We start from the raw sequence: 18351 nt of genomic DNA on the forward strand, positions 1-18351 counted from the left end.
GCCAATCGGCAGTCGAACGATGCCATCGTACTCTGCGCAGGTACGGGGCCGAAATCCTGCGTCAGCGGCGCAGGCCGAGCCGCTCGATCAGCGAGCGGTAGCGCTGCACGTCGACCTGGGCCACGTACTTGAGCAGCCGGCGCCGACGGCCGACGAGCAGCAGCAGACCGCGCCGCGAGTGGTGGTCGTGCTTGTGCACCTTGAGGTGCTCGGTCAGGTCGGTGATCCGCTTGGTCAGCAGGGCCACCTGAGCTTCCGGCGAGCCGGTGTCGGTGTTGTGCAGGCCGTACTCGTTCAGGATCGACTTTTTCTGCTCGGCAGTAAGCGCCACGAAACAAACTCCATCTTCTCAGTTCGCGGGGAAGGGGCGTGCGGCCCCGAGGAAGGCGCAGCCGCCGCGAACTGCAGCACACGCCAGGTCGGCCAGAAGTCTAACAGCGGGTCGGGCGTGCAGTGAAACCGCAGCTCAGCGCAACAGAATCGTGCGGGCGTGCTCGGTGTCGGCGCCCATCTGCTCGACGAGGTCCTCGACGGTGGCGAACTTCTCCTGTCCTCGCAGCCGGGCCACGAAATCGACCGCAACATGCTGGCCGTACAGGTCGGCGGTGGTGTCGAGCACGAACGCTTCGACGGTGCGGGTGCGCCCGGAGAATGTGGGATTGGTGCCGACGGAGACGGCGGCCTGATACCGCTCGCCCGGGACGACGCTGCCGGTGATCGGCCCGTGGCCCAGCACGGTGAACCACGCCGCGTAGACCCCGTCGGCGGGGATCGCCGAGTACATGGGCGGCGCCACGTTGGCGGTGGGAAAGCCGAGCACCTTGCCGCGCCCGTCGCCGCGCACCACCACGCCCTCGACGCGATGTGGGCGGCCCAGCGCCTCGGTGGCGGCGACGACGTCGCCCGCGTCGACGCAGGACCGGATATAGGTCGACGAGAACGTGACGGTCTCGTCGTGTGTGGGCTCTGCTACTTCAGAAACCAGAGCCATCCCCTCGACGGCGAAGCCGAACCGCTCACCGGCCTTGCGCAGCAGCGAGACGTTTCCCGCCGCCTTCTTGCCGAAGGTGAAGTTCTCCCCGACCACGACCTCCACCACGTGCAGGCGTTCGACCAGGAGTTCGTGGATGTAGCGCTCGGGAGTGAGCTTCATGAAGTCGGAGGTGAACGGCATGACCAGGAAGACGTCGATGCCGAGTTCCTCGACCAGTTCAGCGCGCCGGGTCAGCGTCGTCAGCTGGGCCGGATGACTGCCGGGAAACACGACCTCCATCGGATGGGGGTCGAACGTCATCAGCACCGTCGGCACTCCGCGTGAACGGCCGGCCTTGACCGCGTGGTTGATCAGCTCCTGATGACCGCGGTGCACACCGTCGAACACCCCGATGGTGACGACGCATCGGCCCCAGTCGGTCGGGATCTCGTCTTGTCCCCGCCAGCGCTGCACGAGGGCAAGCCTACGGCGAATCGGGGGCCGGGCGCTTCGCTGGATGCCCAGATGAGGTGACCATTGCCTAAACTTTGCAACTGTGAATCCTGCCGGCGATGCGCGTGACCTGACGACCGTTGCCCAGGACTACCTGAAGGTCATCTGGACGGTGCAGGAGTGGTCGCAGGAGAAGATCAGCACGAAGCTGCTGGCCGAGCGGCTGGGCGTGTCCGCGAGCACGGCCTCGGAGTCGATTCGCAAGCTGGCCGACCAGGGGCTGGTCAACCACGAGAAGTACGGCGCGGTGACGTTGACCGAGGCCGGCCGGGCCGCCGCGCTGGCGATGGTGCGCCGCCACCGGCTGATGGAGACGTTCCTCGTCCGCGAGTTGGGCTACAGCTGGGACGAGGTGCACGACGAGGCCGAGGTGCTCGAGCATGCGGTGTCTGACCGGATGCTGGACCGCATCGACGCGAAGCTCGGCCACCCGATCCGTGACCCGCACGGCGACCCGATCCCCGCGGCCGACGGTCAGGTGCCCACCCCGGACGCCCGCCAGTTGTCGGCCTGCCACGACGGCGACACCGGCACGGTCGCGCGCATCTCCGATGCCGATCCGGAGATGCTGCGGTACTTCGACAGCGTCGGCATCAGCCTGGACTCGCGGCTGCGGGTGCTGGCCCGGCGGGACTTCGCCGGCATGATCTCGGTGGCCATCGAATCGTCCGACGGCGACGATACGACCGTCGACCTGGGAAGCCCTGCCGCAGAAGCGATCTGGGTGGTCGCGAGCTAACGTCGCTCGAGCGCAGCCGGCTGTTCCTCGGACCGTGTGAGCCCGGACGCCCGCACGAGCACCGCCAGCACGATCGCGACCAGCAGAAGTGCGGGCACATCACCGAACAGGTGTCCCATGTGATGCCCGCCGCCGCGCACAGACTGCACCGCCATGATGACCGCGTGAACGACGCTGGACCACACCGCGAACCAGATCAGGCTGAGATGAGCGCGAGGGTTTCGCGCCGCCAACAACAGGAATACGCCGAGCGTGGCGTACAGCCCGACGATCATCATGAAGTAGTCGGAATTGTGGGGCGGGCCCGCATGCCATGCCCACCCCGAGGGCCACAGCACGGCCAGCGGGTACAGGCAGAGCGCGACCACGCCGAAAACACCGAGTGCGATTTGAAGAGCCTTGTATGGAGACGGCATTTCGGCTCCCATCTGGAGAACGGGATGTCAGTATGCGCCCGAATGCGATGGCCTACAAGGTCGCCGGGCGCAGCACCACGACCGACTTCGTGCGCTCCGAGTGGTCTTTCAGCAGTGCGATGACTTGCCCGTCCGGGGCGGTCGCCGCGTAAGTGCCTTCGATACCAGCCGCTTTCAGCGGCCGCCCGTGGCGGGTGTCCTCCGCCTCACCCGCGGACAGGTCCCGCCGCGGAAACGCCAGAAGGCATGCGGCGTCGATGCTGTGCGACAGTCGCGGCGCATCGGCGAGGTCGTCGAGTGTGCGGGCCTCACTCAACCCGAAGCGGCCGACCCCGGTGCGCCGCAACGCGATGAGGTGACCGCCGACGCCCAACGCGGTGCCCACGTCGCGGGCCAACGCGCGGATGTAGGTGCCGCTGGAGCAGTCGACTTCGACATCCACATCGACGAGTCCGGGGCGCCGGCGGATATCGAGCACATCGAACCGGTCGATCCGGACGCGGCGCGGCGCCAGCTCGACGGCACTTCCCTCCCGTGCGAGCTTGTAGGCCCGCTGCCCGTCGACCTTGATAGCGCTGACCGCGGACGGAACCTGCTCGATCTCCCCTCGCAGTTCGGCCACCGCCCGGTGGATCTGCACATCGGTGACGTCGTCGGCCGAAACCTCCTGCAGGACTTCACCTTCGGCGTCATCAGTGGAGGTGGCCTGCCCCAGTCGGATCGTCGCGGCATACGCCTTGTCGGTCGCGGTCAGTAAGCCGAGGATCTTGGTGGCACGTCCGATGCCGACGACCAGCACCCCGGTCGCCATCGGGTCCAGTGTGCCGGCGTGGCCGACCTTACGAGTGCCGAACAATCGGCGGCAGCGGCCGACCACGTCGTGGCTCGTCATGCCCGCGGGTTTGTCGACGATGACGAGCCCGGCCTCGGTCATAACACGATTGCGGTGAGCGCGATGCCGTCGCGCACCGACCACCGCCCAGGCAGCGTCTCCAGCGGCGGCCCGTGCTCCGCGGCGGGATCGATCAGAACGCGTGAGACGAATGTGCCCGAGGTACCGCTGTCGTCGACGTCGAAGACGATGTGGGCATCCTCGAAGCCCAACCAACGCCGGGTCACCGGAAACCATGCCTTATAGGTTGCTTCCTTGGCGCAGAACAAGATTCGGTCCCAGTGCAGTCCGGCGGGCAGCTGCTTGAGTTCAACTCGCTCGGTGGGCAGGCTGATCGCGTCGAGCACCCCGTCGGGCAGCACTCCGTGCGGTTCGGCGTCGATCCCCACCGAACGCACGTCGCTCCGGCGGCCGACCACCGCACCGCGGTAACCGTCGCAGTGGGTCAGGGAACCGACCACGCCGTCAGGCCAACGCGGTTCGCCCTTCTCCCCCTTCAGGATCGGCACCGGTGCGATACCGAGGTCGCCGAGCGCCTGCCGGGCGCAGTACCGCACCGTGACGAATTCGTTGCGGCGCTTGGCCACCGACCTGGCGACGAGCGGCTCCTCTTCAGGCAACGGCGCCAGGTCCGGCGGATCACGGTAGAGCTCCGCCGCGGCCAGCCCATGCGTCGCCGCGGGCAACACACCGGACAACAGTGACGCCGCGATCGTCATCGCGCTACCTGCCTGTCGCGGATCCGTTGCTGCATCTTCTGGGCGTTGTCCCGCATCTCCTGGGTGATCTCGAAGTGGCCGCCGAACTCGTTGAGGTATCCGGGCGGGTACTGCGGATCCGGCAGGATCTGGCGCATCCAGCGATACGGCTTGCGGCGCCGCCATTCTCGCGGATAACCGACCGACACCTCCTCGAACCGCACGCCGTCGTACCACGTGGTGCGCGGAATGTGCAGGTGCCCGTACACCGAGCAGACCGCGTTGTAACGGGTGTGCCAGTCAGCGGTCGCGGTGGTGCCACACCACAGCGAGAACTCCGGATAGAACATCGCGTCGCAGGGTTCGCGCACCATCGGGAAATGATTGACCAATACCGTCGGCGTCATCCAGTCGAGATCTTCGAGCCTCTTGCGGGTGTAGGCCACGCGGCTGCGGCACCACGCATCGCGGGTCGCATACGGTTCGGCCGACAGCAGGAACTCGTCGGTGCCCACGACGTTCTTCTCCCGCGCGATCGCGAGCCCCTCGGCCTTGGTGGCCGCACCTTCGGGCAGAAAGGTGTAGTCGTACAGCAGGAACATCGGCACGATCGTGGCCGGGCCGCCCTCCTCGGTCCATACCGGGAACGGGTGCTCGGGGGTGACGATGCCCATCTCGTCGCACATGTTGACCAGGTAGTCGTAGCGGGCCTTGCCGAAGATCTGCATCGGATCCCGATTGGTGGTCCACAGTTCATGGTTGCCCGGAATCCAGATCACCTTGGCGAACCGTTTGCGCAGCAGATCCAGCGCCCAGCGGATCTCATCGGTGCGTTCGGCCACGTCGCCGGCGACGATGAGCCAGTCGTCGGGAGAGGCCGGATGCAGCGACTCTGTCACGGGTTTGTTGCCGGTGTGACCGGTGTGCAGGTCGCTGATCGCCCAGAGGGTGGGCCGTCGGCCTTCGCGTGTCACAACTGACCAGGGTACTTAAGCGGATGTCGGCGGCTCGCCCGGCAACTAGAACAGGTTCTCACTTCCCGTCCGGCCGCTGGTGGCCGCCCGCTAGACTCCCCGCAGGGTCGGACCGACGGACAAAGGGGTGTGATGGTCGCCAAGCTGCGCCTGGTGTCGGTGCTGTGCGCAATGGTCGCCGCGGCGATCGTGGTGTGGCAGACCAATCCGGCGGGTGTCCCGCAGGTGGATGCGAAAGAGATCCCGATGACCAACGTCACCACGTCGATCAAGTGGCCCGTCATCGACATCACCGACCCGTCGCCGTTCAACCCGTGCAAGGAGATCCCGCTCGACGCGGTGCAGGCCATCGGTCTGGCGCACACGCCGCCGATTCCCGAGGATCAGCTGCGCTGCAAGTACGACGCCGGGAACTACCAGATGGCGATCGAGCCGATCGTCTGGCGCACATACGAGGAGACGCTGCCCGCCGACGCGGTGCAACTCGACATCGACGGGCACCGCGCCGCGCAGTACTGGATCATGAAGCCGACCGACTGGAACAACCGGTGGTGGATCACCTGCATGATCGCGTTCGACACGAGCTATGGCGTGCTGCAGCAGTCGGTGTTCTACTCGCCGATCTACTCCAACCCCGACCCTGACTGCATGCAGACCAACCTGCAGCGCGCGCACGAGCTGATCCCGCACTACGTGTTCTGATGCAGGCTCGATTGACGGCTCAGCCGTCGGCGATCTGGTCCATCGGGCTCGAGCGCTCGAGCATGCCGATCGCCTCTTCGCCGTCCCAGCGATAGCGCACGCCGGCCTGCTGCAATGCGGGGAAGGTCCAGTTCGCCATCAACGCCAACTGGTCGGCCGGGATTTCGCTGCGATCGGTGATGTCGTGGGTCGACACCACCGTCTCGCCCTCGATCCGCACTGTGCCGCGGTCGGTTTCGAGCACCAGCGAGACGTCCTCGCCGCGGGGCCGCAGCCGACGCAGCCATGGCGCCTCCACGACACGGGCGGGCACGAGCGCGCCGTCGCCGTAATAGACGTAGCCCTCGTTGTAGTTCGGCTGTCCGTCCGGTCGCGGCGGATAGGCGATGTAGCCGAACGCCCGCCCGCTGCCGAACAGCGCGGACTGCCAGCAGTGACCCCAGAAGCCTTCGAGCTTGCGCACGCCCTGGCGCCGGATACGCAACCCGGTGCCGGAGAACGACTGTTGTGCGCCGGCCACCTCGACGGCTCCGGTGGCTCGGAACAACTGCTCGTAGCGCGCTCCGCCCATGAGGTCACCGACGATCGACGTCCTGAGCTGCTCGTCGGCGTCGGCCCGCATGGCGCCCTGGATCCACGGCGGAACCGCCATCCTCGCCTCGACCTCGAACCGCACGTCGACCAGGGGTCCGTCCTTGCGGCCCGCGGCGAGATCGGCCGACGACGTCTGCACGGCCTGCCCGTCGAAGGCCATGGTCCACACGTCGAAGGGCGCGATGCAGGCGAATGTCAGCGGCCCGGCGCCCAGCACCGTCGGCTTGCCGTCGGGGCCCTCGACCGGCCTGCCGGGACCGTCGGCGCGCAGCCGGTACACCCGGCCGTCGGCGAACGCGACGTTGACCTGGATTCCGTGCGTGTCCCAGTTCGACGCGACCGCCTCGATCCCGATGCGCGGCAAACCGATCTCGCCGCGGTCGTCGAACACCCAGAAGCTGACCGAATCACGCATCTCGGGTTCATCCGGCCGCTGGGCGAACACGAGTTCGCGGGCCGGATCCATCCCGCCGGTCAGGTCAACGCTCATGCGCGCTCCTCACGAATGTGTCGGCGTAGTGGGCGAACAGCGGCCGAACCCTGGTGGGGTCCAGCCCGAACGCTTCGGCATCCACTTTCGGGTGCGCTTCGCGATTCTCGGCGTTCGCGGCCCACCAGGCCCGCATACGCTGTTCGAATTCATCGGTGACGGGTTCGCCGAGCCACGCGTACAGGTGCCTCACCTCGCCGATCGGATCGGCTTGCATCGCACGGAAACCGATGTCGTAGAAGCGGTCGTCGGCACCGGCTTCCCGAAAGGCCATCACGCGCTGCATCCCCGCGGACCACTGCGCGACGTTCAGTTCGCCGAGATACCGCCGGTCGAGGTGGTCGGAGAACCCGCCGACGATATCGGCGTAGACGTCGGCCACACTCAACATCACGTCGGTCGGGTCGCGGTGCGTCATCACGAAGCGGGCGTCACCGAAGACCCTGTCGAGATCGGGCAGCGACAGCACGTGCGCCGGGGACTTCAGCCGCCACGGCCGGGGCGGCGCACCCCACTGCAACAGCTTGAGCACCCGCCGCTCGTAGACGTAGGTCGAGGTGAAATCCGCTGTGTCGCAGAGCCATTGCGAATACGACGGAATCTGCGCGTAGGCCTGGAAAATCTGCGACTTGAAGTCGAGCGCCATGAGGTCGAGGCACTCCATCGGCCCGTGGACATCGTTCGGTACGTGCCTACGGCTGCCGACCATGACCGGCCTCAGATCCGGCGGGATGCGCGGGTCGTCGCCGTGGACCGTCGACGGCGGCGGGCAGGGCTGCGCGGACTCCCAGCTGCGCAGGTAGCGGACGGCCGGGTCCTGCGCGAGAAGGAAGGACAAGGCCGTCGACCCGGTTCGGGGCAGACCCAACCCGAACAGAGGCGCGACGAGGGGTTCGTCGTCGATCTCCGGATGTCTGCGGTACCAGTCCTCCACCTGCAGGCGCTGCGACAGGTGCAGTTCGATGCGGGGATAGACGAAACCCTCGCCGCGAACGTTGAGCCGGGCTTCGTCACGCAGCGCGCGGGTGAGGATTTCGAGGCCTTCGCGGAACGAGTCGTCGCCGAAGTCGTCGAGCCCGGTCCGATCGACGGCGCGGGCCATCAGGTCGGCCGCTGATGCCACGGTGCACCTCCCGCTCGGCGGGCTAACATTAATGACAGTACACTGTCATCATTATGGGTGAGCCGTCAAGAGCGCCGCGGCGTTCGTACGACAACAGTGCCCGCCTGCAGAAGGCGGCGCAGACCCGCGACCGCATCGTCAATGCAGGTAGTGAGCTGGTGCACCAGTTCGACAGCTGGGACTGGCGCGGGCTCACGTTCCGGGCAGTGGCCGAGCGCGCCGGCGTCGGGGAGCGCACGGTCTACCGTCACTTCCCCACCGAACGCCATCTGCACGACGCCGTCATGCAGCGACTCGAGGCCGAGGCCGGGGTGTCCTACGAGGACATGACCCTCGACACCCTCGGTGCGGTAACCGCACGGGTATTCGCGTCGTTGCAACGGTTCTCGGTGCGCGAGACCGTTCCGGCGCCCCGCGACCCGGCGTTCGTCGGCTCCGACGAGCGGCGTCGCGAAGCACTGCTGCGGGCGGTGGCCGACGCGGCGCCGCGGCTGGCGGAGGAACAGCAACGCAAGATCGCGGGCCTACTCGACGTGTTGTGGAGCCCGGCGAGCTACGAGCGCCTCGTAGGGGTCTGGGGGCTCGATGGCGAGGAGGCTACGTCGGCCATCGACTGGGCGATGACGCAAGTTGTGCAGGCGCTCGAGCCGAACGGCGGCGCGCCTGCGTAGCCTCGACGGGGTGACCATCGTCGCCGCTGCTGCCTCCCGCCCCAAGACCGCGCGGCTCGCCGGACGCACCCTGTCACGTCTGATGCGTCTGCCACCGCACACGTGTGACTTCGAGATCCACCGGGTCCGTGTGCCGATGCGCGACGGCGTCGAGCTCAGGGCGCACCATTACGCGCCCGCGACATCGGATCCCGCTGGCACCCTGCTGGTCCGCAGCCCCTACGGCCGGGACTTCCCGATCGCCGCGCTCTACGCCCGCGCCTATGCGGCGCGCGGCTATCACGTCGTCTTCCAGAGTGTGCGAGGCACGTTCGGCTCCGGTGGCGAGTTCGAGCCGATGATGAACGAGGTCTCCGACGGCGCCGACACGGTCTCGTGGCTGAGGCATCAGGAGTGGTTCACCGGGTCGTTCGGCACAATCGGGTTGTCGTATCTGGGGTTTACGCAGTGGGCGTTGCTCACCGATCCCCCGCCGGAGATGAAGACCGCCGTCATCACGGTCGGCCCGCACGACGTCAGCGGGCCGCGGTGGGGCACCGGCTCCTTCGCGTTGAGCGACTTTCTCGGCTGGAGCCACCTGGTCGCCAACCAGGAGGACCGGAACAGATTGCGGGCATTGCTGCGGCAGGCGCGGTCGCGACGGCTCCTCGCCCGCGCGATGAGGCGGGTGCCCGCCGGCGAGGCAGGACGGACGCTGCTGGGCGCGGGAGCGCCGTGGTGGGAGTCCTGGCTCGACCACCCCGAGGCGGACGATCCGTACTGGACCTCGCTGAACGTCGGCCGAGCGTTGGACACCACCGAGATACCGGTGCTGCTGATCGGCGGCTGGCAGGACTTGTTCCTCGAGCAGACGATCGCCCAGTACCGGCGACTGCATGAGCGCGGCGTGGAGGTCGGGTTGACCGTCGGCCCGTGGACGCACACCCAGCTGTTGACCAAAGCGGCGCCGACCGTCATCCGCGAAACGCTGGATTGGTTGGGCACCCATCTCGATGGCGGGACGAGCGCGCGACGCCAGCCGGTGCGGGTCTTCGTGTCCGGCCGCGGCTGGACCGACCTGCCCGAATGGCCGCCGGCGATGCCCGAGGTGGTGCGCTATCTACAGCCGGGAGGTCGCCTTGGCGACGCGGTCCCGCCGGAGACCGCACCGCCGTCGACGTTCACCTACAACCCAGCGGATCCGACGCCCACCGTGGGCGGCAGGTTGCTCTCGCGCGAGGGCGGTTACCGGAAAGACATCAGCCTGGCTCAGCGTGCCGATGTGCTGAGCTTCACCGGCGACCGCCTGCCCGCCGACCTGTACGTCGTCGGGGCGCCGGTCGTGGAACTGTCACACTCCTGCGACAACCCGCACAACGACCTGTTCGTGCGCGTGAGCGAAGTGGACGCGAAGGGACGGTCCCGCAACGTCAGCGACGGCTACCTCGCGGCGGCCCCCGATTCCGGCCGTGTGCGCGTCGAGTTGGATCCGGTCGCACACCGGTTCCGCGCCGGTTCCCGTGTCCGGGTGCTGGTGGCCGGCGGGTCGCACCCACGCTTCGCCCGCAACCTCGGCACCGGCGAACCGCTCGGCACGGGCCGCGGGTTCGCGTCGGCGACGCACACCGTGCATCTCGGCGACGGCGCGTCCCGCCTGCTGCTGCCCGCTGGACCGCAACCGCCGGCGGCCGACTGAGCGCGCCCCGACTCAGCCCACCGAGCGGCGCACCCGGTCGGCGACGTCGTGCAGAGTCGCGTCGTCGTGCACCGGCGGCGCCCATTCGGGGTCGACGGGCAGTTCCACCCAACTGATGCAACCGGCGTAGTCCGGGGTGCGCGCCAGGCGCAGCGGCCGCACCAGCGGGCTGGCCTGCACGACGAGTGCGGTGAGCCGATGCCTGGGACGAAAGTCGAGCCGGTCGGTGCGCACCGACTCGTTGGTCCAGATATGCAGGGGTTCAATCGATTCCAGCATTTGCGGGCGGTTCACCTCGATGGCGGCGACGACTCGGGCCCCGCCGCGGATCACCACCTTGTCGTCGCTGCTGTCGAGCGCCGCGGCGTCCAGCAGGTTGCGATGCTCGGTGCGCACCCGTTCGGCATGGCTGTGCGCGACCGTCGGAAACAGCAGAAAGCGGGACGCCGTCACAGCGAATCGCTTCTCGTGGATGCCACCCTTGCGCAGCAGCACCGTCTGCCGACCGTCGAGCAGCGCGTGTACCGCGGCGCTCCATTCCTTGAGCGCGGTGGTCATTCGGCGGCTACTGCGCCTTGGCGGCGTCGATGCGCGCACGCACCTCGGGCCGGCGCAGCGGCGGAACGGTCTTGGGGGGCTGGCGCCGCGGCGGCAGCGCGGCCAGCAGCCGTCGGGTGGTGGCGGTGACGTCGGCGACGGCCGCCTCGAAGACGTCGGCGTTGGCGGCGGTCGGCCGGGTGATACCGCTGACCTTGCGGATGTACTGGCGAGCGGCGGCCTCGACCTCCTCGTCGGTCGCCGCCGGCTCCAGCCCACGTAGCTCGGTGATGTTTCGGCACATGGCTCCACGATAGGTTCGGTTGGTGACCAACGACGACATCCTGCTCATCACGACACAAGACCGCGTGCGCACGCTCACCCTGAACCGGCCGCAGGCGCGCAATGCGTTGTCGGCCGATCTGCGCAGGCGGTTCTACCGCGCGCTCGGCGACGCTCAAGCCGACGACGAGGTGGACGTCGTGATCGTCACCGGCAGCGACCCGGTTTTCTGCGCCGGCCTGGACCTCAAGGAACTCGGCGACACCACCGAGCTGCCCGACATCTCGCCCAAGTGGCCGCCGATGACCAAACCGGCGATCGGCGCGATCAACGGGGCCGCGGTCACCGGCGGCCTCGAGATCGCCCTCTACTGCGACGTCCTGATCGCCTCCGAACAGGCCCGCTTCGCCGACACGCATGCCCGCGTCGGGCTGTTGCCGACATGGGGACTCTCGGTTCGGTTGCCGCAGAAGGTCGGCGTCGGTATGGCCCGCAGGATGAGCTTGACCGGCGACTACCTGTCGGCCGAAGAGGCCCTGCGCACCGGGCTGGTCACCCAGGTGGTGCCGCACGCTGAGTTGATGCCGACGGCCCGGCAGGTGGCGGCCTCGATCGTCGGCAACAATCAGCAGGCCGTGCGCGCGCTGCTGGCGTCGTATCACCGCATCGACGAGGCGCAGACCAATGAGGGACTGTGGATCGAAGCGGCGTCGGCGCGGGAATGGATGCGCACCGCCAGCGGCGACGACATCGCCGCCAACCGCGATGCCGTGCTGGAGCGAGGCCGCGCCCAGGTCCACTGACGCTTTCTATTTAGGCAAGGGGTTCCCCGGCGCTTCGCGGTGGGCCCAGCCCGAGAGACGCCGCGATCCCGCTGCATGTTGCGCACGCTCGTAGGCTGACGAGCGTGAACGAAGCGCACGAGTACTGCGGAAGCGACGAGTGGCGCCAGTTGATCCGCGAGGTCATCCTGCCGTGGGCGCTGGGTGAGGTCGACCTCGGCGACGACGTGCTCGAGGTCGGGCCCGGCTACGGCGCGACGACCGATGTGTTGAGCGAATCGGCGGCGCGGCTGACATCGGTGGAGATCGACGACGAACTGGCCGCGCTGTTGCGGGACCGGTTCGCCGATGTGCCGACCGTCGACATCGTGCGCGGTGACGCGACGGCGCTCTGCTACGACGACGACCGCTTCACCGGCGCAGCGTGTTTCACGATGCTGCACCACGTGCCCACCAGCGAGATGCAGAACCGGCTCTTCGGCGAAGTCGCCCGTGTCCTGCGTCCCGGCGCGGCGTTGGTCGCCAGCGACAGCCTCGGCAGCGACGAGTTGGCCGTCGCGCACGAGGGCGATACCTACAACCCTGTCGACCCGGCGACGCTGCCGGAACGCTTGACGGCGGCCGGTTTCGGTGACGTGCGGGTGAAAGTGACCGACTACGGTTGGTCGGCCGTCGCGCGCGCACGCTGAGCCTGCGTCGCGCACGCTCGCGGCAATCGGCTAAGCCGTGCCGGGGATCAGCCAACGTCCGGAGAACGCGCGCCAGCCCACGAACACCAAACGCAGCACCATGAACGTCGACAGCCCCGCCCAGATCCCGAGCAGGCCCCAACCGAACACCAGCGACAGCCAGATCAACGGCAGGAAGCCGGCCAGCGCGCTGGCCAGCGTCGCGTTCCGCATGAACTTCGCGTCGCCCGCGCCCAGCAGCACACCGTCCAATGCGAAAACGATTCCCGCAATTGGCAATTGGGCCACCATGAACCACCACGGCACCCCGATCGCGTCGAGCACGGACCGGTCGTCGGTGAACACGCTGGGGAACACCGAGGAGCCGACGGCGAACACCGCCGCGAGCACGACCGAGGCCAGCGTCGAAAAGATCGTCACCCGCCAGGCCACCGACTTGGCGTGCGTCAGTTGGCCGGCTCCCAGCGCCGCGCCCACCAGCGACTGGGCGGCGATGGCCAGCGAATCCAACACCAGCGCAAGGAAGTTCCACAACTGCAGCACGACCTGATGGGCGGCAACTGCGGCCGCACCGAAGCGGGCTGCGACGGCCCCGGCCGACACGAAGCAAGCTTGGAAGGCCAGCGTCCGCAACACCAGATCTCGACCCATCACCACCTGCGCGCGCAACACCTGCGGCTGCACCCGCACCGGCACCCGCTCGATAAGCAGGGCTCGGCAGAACAGCAGCGCCGCCAACCACTGCCCCACCAGGTTCGCGACCGCCGAGCCCGCCAGCCCGAGCCGCGGCATGCCGAGCCAGCCGTACACCAGCAGCGGACACAGCACCGCCGACACCGCGAAGCCGAACACGACGAACTTCAGCGGACGCACGGTGTCCTGCACCCCGCGCATCCAACCGTTGCCGGCCGCCGACACCAGGATCGCGGGCACACCGACGATCGCGATGCGCACCCACGGCAACGCCTGCTCGGCGATGGCGCCGCCGTCGGAGTCCCCGGCCAGCGCCGACACCAGGGGCACCGCGAACAGCTGCACGACCGCGACGATGACCGTGCCCAAACCCAGGGCCAGCCACGTCGCCTGCACCCCTTCCCCGACGGCCGCCGCGCGGTCCCCGGCGCCGAAGAAGCGGGCCGAGCGCGCCGTGGTCCCGTAGGACAAGAACGTCATCTGCGAGCTCAGCGTCGTCAGGATCAGCCCACCGATCGCCAGCCCAGCCAGCGCCAGCGCGCCGAGCCGGCCCACCACCGCGAGGTCGAACAGCAGATAGATCGGTTCCGCGGCCAGCACCCCGAGTGCAGGCAACGCCAGCCCGGCGATGCGGCGGCCGTCCACCGGTGCGTGCGGCGGCTGCGGTCCAGGCTCAGCCAAGGGCCGCGTGCAACGCCCTGACCACGTCCTCGACGAACCCGGTCGCCGAGTAACCGGCCGCCAGACGGTGCCCGCCACCGCCGAAGCCCCTCGCCACCGGTGACAAGTCGTAGGTCTTCGCGCGCATCGACACCGACCAGTGCGCGGGTTCGATCTCCTTGAACACCGCGGCCACTTCGGCCTGCTCGGTGGTGCGCACGATGTCGACGATGCTCTCGACCTCTTCCGGTCGCGCATCCGCCCATTCCTGGTATCGGACCACCGCATACACCAGGCCGCGACCGCCGACGGCCTCGGGCAGCAACTCCGCCGAGGACAGCACCCGCGACAGCATCGGCAGCCACGCGAACGGATGGGTGTCGAGAAGCGTGCGGCTGATCGCGGCGTTGTCCACGCCGATTTCGACAAGCCGTGCAGCCAGTCGGTGCGCGCGCGGGCTGGCCCACCGGAACGAGCCCGTGTCGGTGGTCAGTCCCGCGTACAGGCAGTGCGCGACGCCGATGTCGATCGGCTTGTCCCACGCATCGAGGAGGTCGGCCACCAGCATCGTGGTGGAGTCCGCCGAGGGGTCGACGTAGTTGGCGCTGCCGAATAGTTCGTTGGAGGCGTGATGATCGATGACCAGCACGTCGCGGCCGGGGTCGGCGAGCCCGCGCAGCGCGCCGAGCCGGTTGACGCTCGGGATGTCGACGGTGACCACGAGGTCGGGGTCGCGGCGCATCGCGTCGGGGCCGACCAGGAGGTGTCCACCCGGCAGCGACTGCAGCGATTCGGGCAGATCCGCCGGCGCGGCGAAGCTCACCTGGACACTCTTGCCGACCTGGTCGAGCACCAGCGCCAACGCCAAGCCGGCACCGATCGTGTCGGCGTCGGGATAGACATGGCAGACCACGCCGACCGACGAGGCCGCCGAGAGGAGTTCGGCGGCGGCGTGGGCGTCGACCCGATCGCCCACTTCGGGAACGTCAGTCGTCTTGTCTATCGCGGTCACCGATGTCCTCAGAGTCGTCAGGCCCCCCGGGTACTGCCTCGCCCTCCTCCTCACTGACACGGTACGGGTCGGCGTCCCCCGCGTGCTTGGCACCTTCGCGAACTCTCGCCAAATCCTCATCCGCGGCGCGGGCGCGGGCGAGCAGTTCTTCCATCTTGACCGCCGCGTCGGGCACGGTGTCGCGCTCGAACGCCAACGTCGGCGTGAAGCGGACGCCGAGGCTGGCGCCCATCTTGGAGCGCAGCACACCCTTCGCCTTGTCCAGCGCCGCCGCGGCTGCGCCGTAGTCGGGCTCCTCGGACAGCGACGAGCCGAGCACCGTGTAGTACAGCGTGGCGTCGTGCAGGTCGTTGGTCACCTTGGCGTCGGTGATCGTCACACCGGCCAGCCGCGGATCTTTGATCTCGTATTCGATCGCCGAGGCGACGAGGGTGGAGATGCGCTTGGCCAGCCGGCGTGCTCGTGCCGGATCGGCCATCTAGACCCTTTCCTTCTCGACCAACTCGTACGTCTCGATGACGTCGCCTTCCTTGATGTCGGAGTAGGTCAGCGTCAGACCGCACTCGTAGCCCTCGCGGACCTCGGTGACGTCGTCCTTCTCGCGACGCAGTGACGACACGGTGAGGTTCTCGGCGACCACGATGTTGTCACGCAGCAACCGCGCCTTGGCGTTGCGCCGCATGATGCCCGACGTGACCAGGCAGCCGGCGATGTTGCCGACCTTCGACGACCGGAAGATCGCGCGGATCTCGGCACGGCCGAGTTCGCGCTCCTCGTAGATCGGCTTGAGCATGCCCTTGAGCGCGCTCTCGATCTCGTCGATCGCCTGGTAGATGATCGAGTAGTAGCGGATCTCCACACCCTCGCGGTTGGCCAGCTCGGTGGCCTTGCCCTCGGCGCGGACGTTGAAGCCGATGATGATCGCGTCCGAGGCCGACGCCAGGTTGACGTTGGTCTCCGTGACACCACCGACGCCACGGTCGATGACGCGCAACTCCACCTCGTCGTCGACCTGGATGCCCAACAGGGCCTCCTCGAGCGCCTCGACCGTACCGGCGTTGTCGCCCTTGAGGATCAGGTTCAGCTGGCTGGTTTCCTTCAGCGCCGAATCCAGATCCTCGAGGCTGATGCGCTTACGGCTGCGGGCCGCCAACGCGTTGCGCTTGCGCGCGCTGCGCCGATCGGCGATCTGACGCGCGATCCGGTCCTCGTCGACGACTAGCAGATTGTCACCGGCGCCCGGCACGGACGTAAAGCCGATGACCTGGACGGGCCGTGATGGCAGCGCCTCGGCGACGTCCTCGCCGTGCTCGTCGACCATGCGGCGTACCCGCCCGTAGGCGTCACCCGACACGATCGAGTCGCCGACGCGCAGTGTGCCGCGCTGGATGAGCACCGTGGCGACGGGGCCGCGACCGCGGTCCAGATGTGCCTCGATCGCCACACCCTGGGCTTCCATGTCGGGGTTGGCCCGCAGGTCCAGGGCGGCATCGGCGGTCAGCACGACCGCTTCGAGCAGCGCATCGATGTTGGTGCCCTGCTTGGCGGAGATGTCGACGAACATCGTGTCGCCGCCGTAGTCCTCGGGAATCAGCCCGTACTCGGTGAGCTGACCGCGGATCTTGGCCGGGTCGGCGCCTTCCTTGTCGATCTTGTTGACCGCCACCACGATCGGCACTTCGGCGGCCTGCGCGTGGTTGATCGCCTCGACCGTCTGCGGCATCACGCCGTCGTCGGCGGCGACCACGAGGATCGCGATGTCGGTGGCCTTCGCGCCGCGGGCACGCATGGCGGTGAACGCCTCGTGGCCCGGGGTGTCGATGAACGTGATCGGCCGGACGTTGCCGTCGAGGTCGACCTGCACCTGGTAGGCGCCGATGTGCTGGGTGATGCCGCCGGCCTCGCCCTCGCGGACGTTGGCCTGACGGATCGTGTCCAGCAGTCGGGTCTTGCCGTGGTCGACGTGACCCATCACGGTGACCACCGGCGGCCGCTGCTCGAGATCCTCCTCGCCGCCCGAGTCTTCGCCATAGGACAGGTCGAAGGACTCCAGCAGCTCGCGGTCCTCGTCCTCGGGTGAGACGACCTGAACCTTGTAGTTCATCTCGCTGCCGAGCAGCTCGAGGGTGTCATCGCCGACGGACTGCGTCGCGGTGACCATCTCTCCGAGGTTGAACAGGGCCTGGACCAGCGCGGCCGGGTTGGCGTCGATCTTCTCGGCGAAGTCGCTCAGCGACGCACCGCGCGCCAGCCGGATGGTCTCACCGTTGCCGTGTGGCAGCCGGACACCGCCGACGACGGGCGCCTGCATGTTCTCGTATTCGGCGCGTTTCGCCCGCTTCGACTTGCGACCCCGCTTGGGGGCGCCGCCCGGACGACCGAAGGCACCTGCCGCGCCGCCGCGTTGGCCGGGACGGCCACCGCCGCCGGGCCGGCCGCGATAGCCGCCGCCGGCCGGGGCTCCACCGCCGGCGCCGCCGCCGCGATAGTTACCGCCGCCGCCACCGGCGCCGGGACGGCCGCCCTGGCCCGCACCGGGACGAGGCCCGCCACCGGGGCCGGGCCGCGGGCCGCCACCCGGACGCGGCGGGCGGGGCCCGCCGGGACGTGGCGGCATGTTGCTCGGCGACATGCCGGGCCGCGGAGCACCGGGCCGCGGGGCGCCGGGCCCGGGGCGGGGCCCTTGCGGACGAGGAATCGGCCGGTCAACCGGCTGCTGGGACGAGAACGGGTTGTTACCGACACGTGGGACGCGCGGCGCCGGCTTGGGGGCGCCCGGCGCGGGACCGGGCCGGGGGCCGGGTGTCGGACCCGGACGGGAAGGCGGTGCTGCGGGCGGGGCCGGCGGGCCGGCCGCCGCGGGAGGCGCGACGGGTGGAGCCTCGACAGGGGGCGCCGCAGGCTTGGGCGCGGGTGCTTTCGCGGGCTCCTTGGGGGCGGCGCTCTTGGTGGCGGCCCCAGCCGATGAGCCAGCCGACGAGCCGTTGCCGTCGGCCTTGACCTTCTCGGCGGCCGGTTTCCCGCCTCCGAAGGATTCGCGCAACCGGCGCGCAACCGGCGCCTCCACCGTGGAGGACGCGGATTTGACGAACTCGCCCTGTTCGCTCAGCCGAGCGAGAACTTCCTTACTGGTGACACCGAGTTCCTTGGCCAACTCGTGTACACGGGCCTTACCTGCCACTACATCTCCATCTCTAGAGGCGTCAGCGGTGGTAGGCGCCGCGCCTCGGGTTAGC

General features: G+C 68.7%; 20 protein-coding genes. 6 read left to right on the top strand and 14 right to left on the bottom strand.

The features are described 5' to 3' along the window. Nucleotides 1–61 precede the first annotated feature (61 nt). Together rpsO and AU187_RS11255 are read right to left on the bottom strand one after the other, a co-directional pair. Nucleotides 62–331: a 30S ribosomal protein S15 gene (gene rpsO, locus AU187_RS11250; RefSeq protein WP_059166690.1), complete on the bottom strand. Its 270-nt coding sequence runs from the start codon at nucleotides 329–331 to the stop codon at nucleotides 62–64. 135 nt (nucleotides 332–466) lie between these two features. Further along, nucleotides 467–1447: a bifunctional riboflavin kinase/FAD synthetase gene (locus tag AU187_RS11255; RefSeq protein ID WP_059099772.1), complete on the bottom strand. Its 981-nt coding sequence runs from the start codon at nucleotides 1445–1447 to the stop codon at nucleotides 467–469. Between the two features lie 82 nt (nucleotides 1448–1529). On the opposite strand from AU187_RS11255, the gene mntR reads away from it, so the two are divergent. Then, nucleotides 1530–2225, top strand: a complete 696-nt coding sequence (gene mntR / locus AU187_RS11260; protein WP_059099771.1) for a manganese-binding transcriptional regulator MntR — start codon at nucleotides 1530–1532, stop codon at nucleotides 2223–2225. Here mntR and AU187_RS11265 read toward each other — a convergent pair. Genes AU187_RS11265 through pptH form a run of 4 tightly spaced genes read right to left on the bottom strand, consistent with a single transcriptional unit; the run spans nucleotide 2222 to nucleotide 5205 of the window. Further along, nucleotides 2222–2641 carry a DUF6632 domain-containing protein gene (locus AU187_RS11265; protein WP_156425527.1) on the bottom strand — a complete coding sequence of 140 codons (420 nt, stop codon included), beginning with the start codon at nucleotides 2639–2641 and terminating at the stop codon, nucleotides 2222–2224. The genes mntR and AU187_RS11265 overlap by 4 nt on opposite strands. A 52-nt stretch (nucleotides 2642–2693) precedes the next feature. Next, complete coding sequence (gene truB, locus AU187_RS11270) at nucleotides 2694–3575, bottom strand: tRNA pseudouridine(55) synthase TruB (RefSeq protein WP_059099769.1); 882 nt, start codon at nucleotides 3573–3575, stop codon at nucleotides 2694–2696. Next, nucleotides 3572–4252, bottom strand: a complete 681-nt coding sequence (gene pptT, locus AU187_RS11275; RefSeq protein WP_059099768.1) for a 4'-phosphopantetheinyl transferase PptT — start codon at nucleotides 4250–4252, stop codon at nucleotides 3572–3574. The genes truB and pptT overlap by 4 nt, the downstream gene beginning before the upstream one ends. Continuing rightward, entirely contained in the window at nucleotides 4249–5205 is a 957-nt protein-coding gene (gene pptH / locus AU187_RS11280) for an ACP phosphodiesterase PptH (RefSeq protein ID WP_059099767.1), read from the bottom strand. Before pptH ends, pptT begins: the two co-directional genes overlap by 4 nt. 132 nt (nucleotides 5206–5337) lie before the next feature. On the opposite strand from pptH, the gene AU187_RS11285 reads away from it, so the two are divergent. Further along, the gene (locus AU187_RS11285; protein WP_059099766.1) at nucleotides 5338–5907 is read left to right on the top strand and encodes a DUF3558 domain-containing protein; all 570 of its coding nucleotides are present in this window, start codon (nucleotides 5338–5340) and stop codon (nucleotides 5905–5907) included. Nucleotides 5908–5926: 19 nt separating this feature from the next. Here the strand turns inward: AU187_RS11285 and AU187_RS11290 are convergent, their stop codons facing one another. Together AU187_RS11290 and AU187_RS11295 are read right to left on the bottom strand one after the other, a co-directional pair. Next, nucleotides 5927–6991 carry a DUF7064 domain-containing protein gene (locus AU187_RS11290; RefSeq protein WP_059099765.1) on the bottom strand — a complete coding sequence of 355 codons (1065 nt, stop codon included), beginning with the start codon at nucleotides 6989–6991 and terminating at the stop codon, nucleotides 5927–5929. Next, entirely contained in the window at nucleotides 6981–8114 is a 1134-nt protein-coding gene (locus AU187_RS11295; protein WP_059099764.1) for a sulfotransferase family protein, read from the bottom strand. Before AU187_RS11295 ends, AU187_RS11290 begins: the two co-directional genes overlap by 11 nt. A gap of 53 nt (nucleotides 8115–8167) precedes the next feature. Between AU187_RS11295 and AU187_RS11300 the strand changes: the two genes are divergently transcribed. Continuing rightward, complete coding sequence (locus tag AU187_RS11300; protein ID WP_059099763.1) at nucleotides 8168–8785, top strand: TetR/AcrR family transcriptional regulator; 618 nt, start codon at nucleotides 8168–8170, stop codon at nucleotides 8783–8785. A gap of 82 nt (nucleotides 8786–8867) precedes the next feature. Further along, nucleotides 8868–10460: a CocE/NonD family hydrolase gene (locus tag AU187_RS11305; RefSeq protein ID WP_082683912.1), complete on the top strand. Its 1593-nt coding sequence runs from the start codon at nucleotides 8868–8870 to the stop codon at nucleotides 10458–10460. A gap of 12 nt (nucleotides 10461–10472) precedes the next feature. Here the strand turns inward: AU187_RS11305 and AU187_RS11310 are convergent, their stop codons facing one another. Next, entirely contained in the window at nucleotides 10473–11018 is a 546-nt protein-coding gene (locus AU187_RS11310; protein WP_059099761.1) for a DUF1802 family protein, read from the bottom strand. 7 nt (nucleotides 11019–11025) lie between these two features. Beyond that, the gene (locus AU187_RS11315) at nucleotides 11026–11301 is read right to left on the bottom strand and encodes a DUF2277 domain-containing protein (RefSeq protein ID WP_059099760.1); all 276 of its coding nucleotides are present in this window, start codon (nucleotides 11299–11301) and stop codon (nucleotides 11026–11028) included. 22 nt (nucleotides 11302–11323) lie between these two features. Between AU187_RS11315 and AU187_RS11320 the strand changes: the two genes are divergently transcribed. Further along, nucleotides 11324–12082: an enoyl-CoA hydratase gene (locus AU187_RS11320; RefSeq protein WP_059099759.1), complete on the top strand. Its 759-nt coding sequence runs from the start codon at nucleotides 11324–11326 to the stop codon at nucleotides 12080–12082. A gap of 104 nt (nucleotides 12083–12186) precedes the next feature. Continuing rightward, on the top strand, nucleotides 12187–12750 hold the full coding sequence (locus tag AU187_RS11325) for a class I SAM-dependent methyltransferase (protein ID WP_059099758.1): 564 nt from the start codon (nucleotides 12187–12189) through the stop codon (nucleotides 12748–12750). Nucleotides 12751–12780: 30 nt separating this feature from the next. Here AU187_RS11325 and AU187_RS11330 read toward each other — a convergent pair whose 3' ends face one another. The 4 genes from AU187_RS11330 to infB are packed head-to-tail and all read right to left on the bottom strand — an operon-like array spanning nucleotide 12781 to nucleotide 18296. Beyond that, on the bottom strand, nucleotides 12781–14088 hold the full coding sequence (locus AU187_RS11330; RefSeq protein WP_172800234.1) for an MATE family efflux transporter: 1308 nt from the start codon (nucleotides 14086–14088) through the stop codon (nucleotides 12781–12783). A gap of 28 nt (nucleotides 14089–14116) precedes the next feature. Next, a complete protein-coding gene (locus tag AU187_RS11335) occupies nucleotides 14117–15115 on the bottom strand; it encodes a DHH family phosphoesterase (RefSeq protein WP_059099756.1) in 999 nt (332 codons plus the stop codon). Beyond that, nucleotides 15090–15593 (bottom strand): 30S ribosome-binding factor RbfA, encoded by a 504-nt coding sequence (rbfA, locus tag AU187_RS11340; RefSeq protein WP_059099755.1) that lies wholly within the window; start codon nucleotides 15591–15593, stop codon nucleotides 15090–15092. Before rbfA ends, AU187_RS11335 begins: the two co-directional genes overlap by 26 nt. After that, nucleotides 15594–18296 (bottom strand): translation initiation factor IF-2, encoded by a 2703-nt coding sequence (gene infB / locus AU187_RS11345; protein ID WP_082691803.1) that lies wholly within the window; start codon nucleotides 18294–18296, stop codon nucleotides 15594–15596. It lies immediately after the preceding gene. Between the last annotated feature and the right edge of the window lie 55 nt (nucleotides 18297–18351).

Source organism: Mycobacterium sp. IS-1556 (assembly GCF_001499985.1).
Taxonomy (GTDB): Bacteria; Actinomycetota; Actinomycetes; order Mycobacteriales; family Mycobacteriaceae; genus Mycobacterium.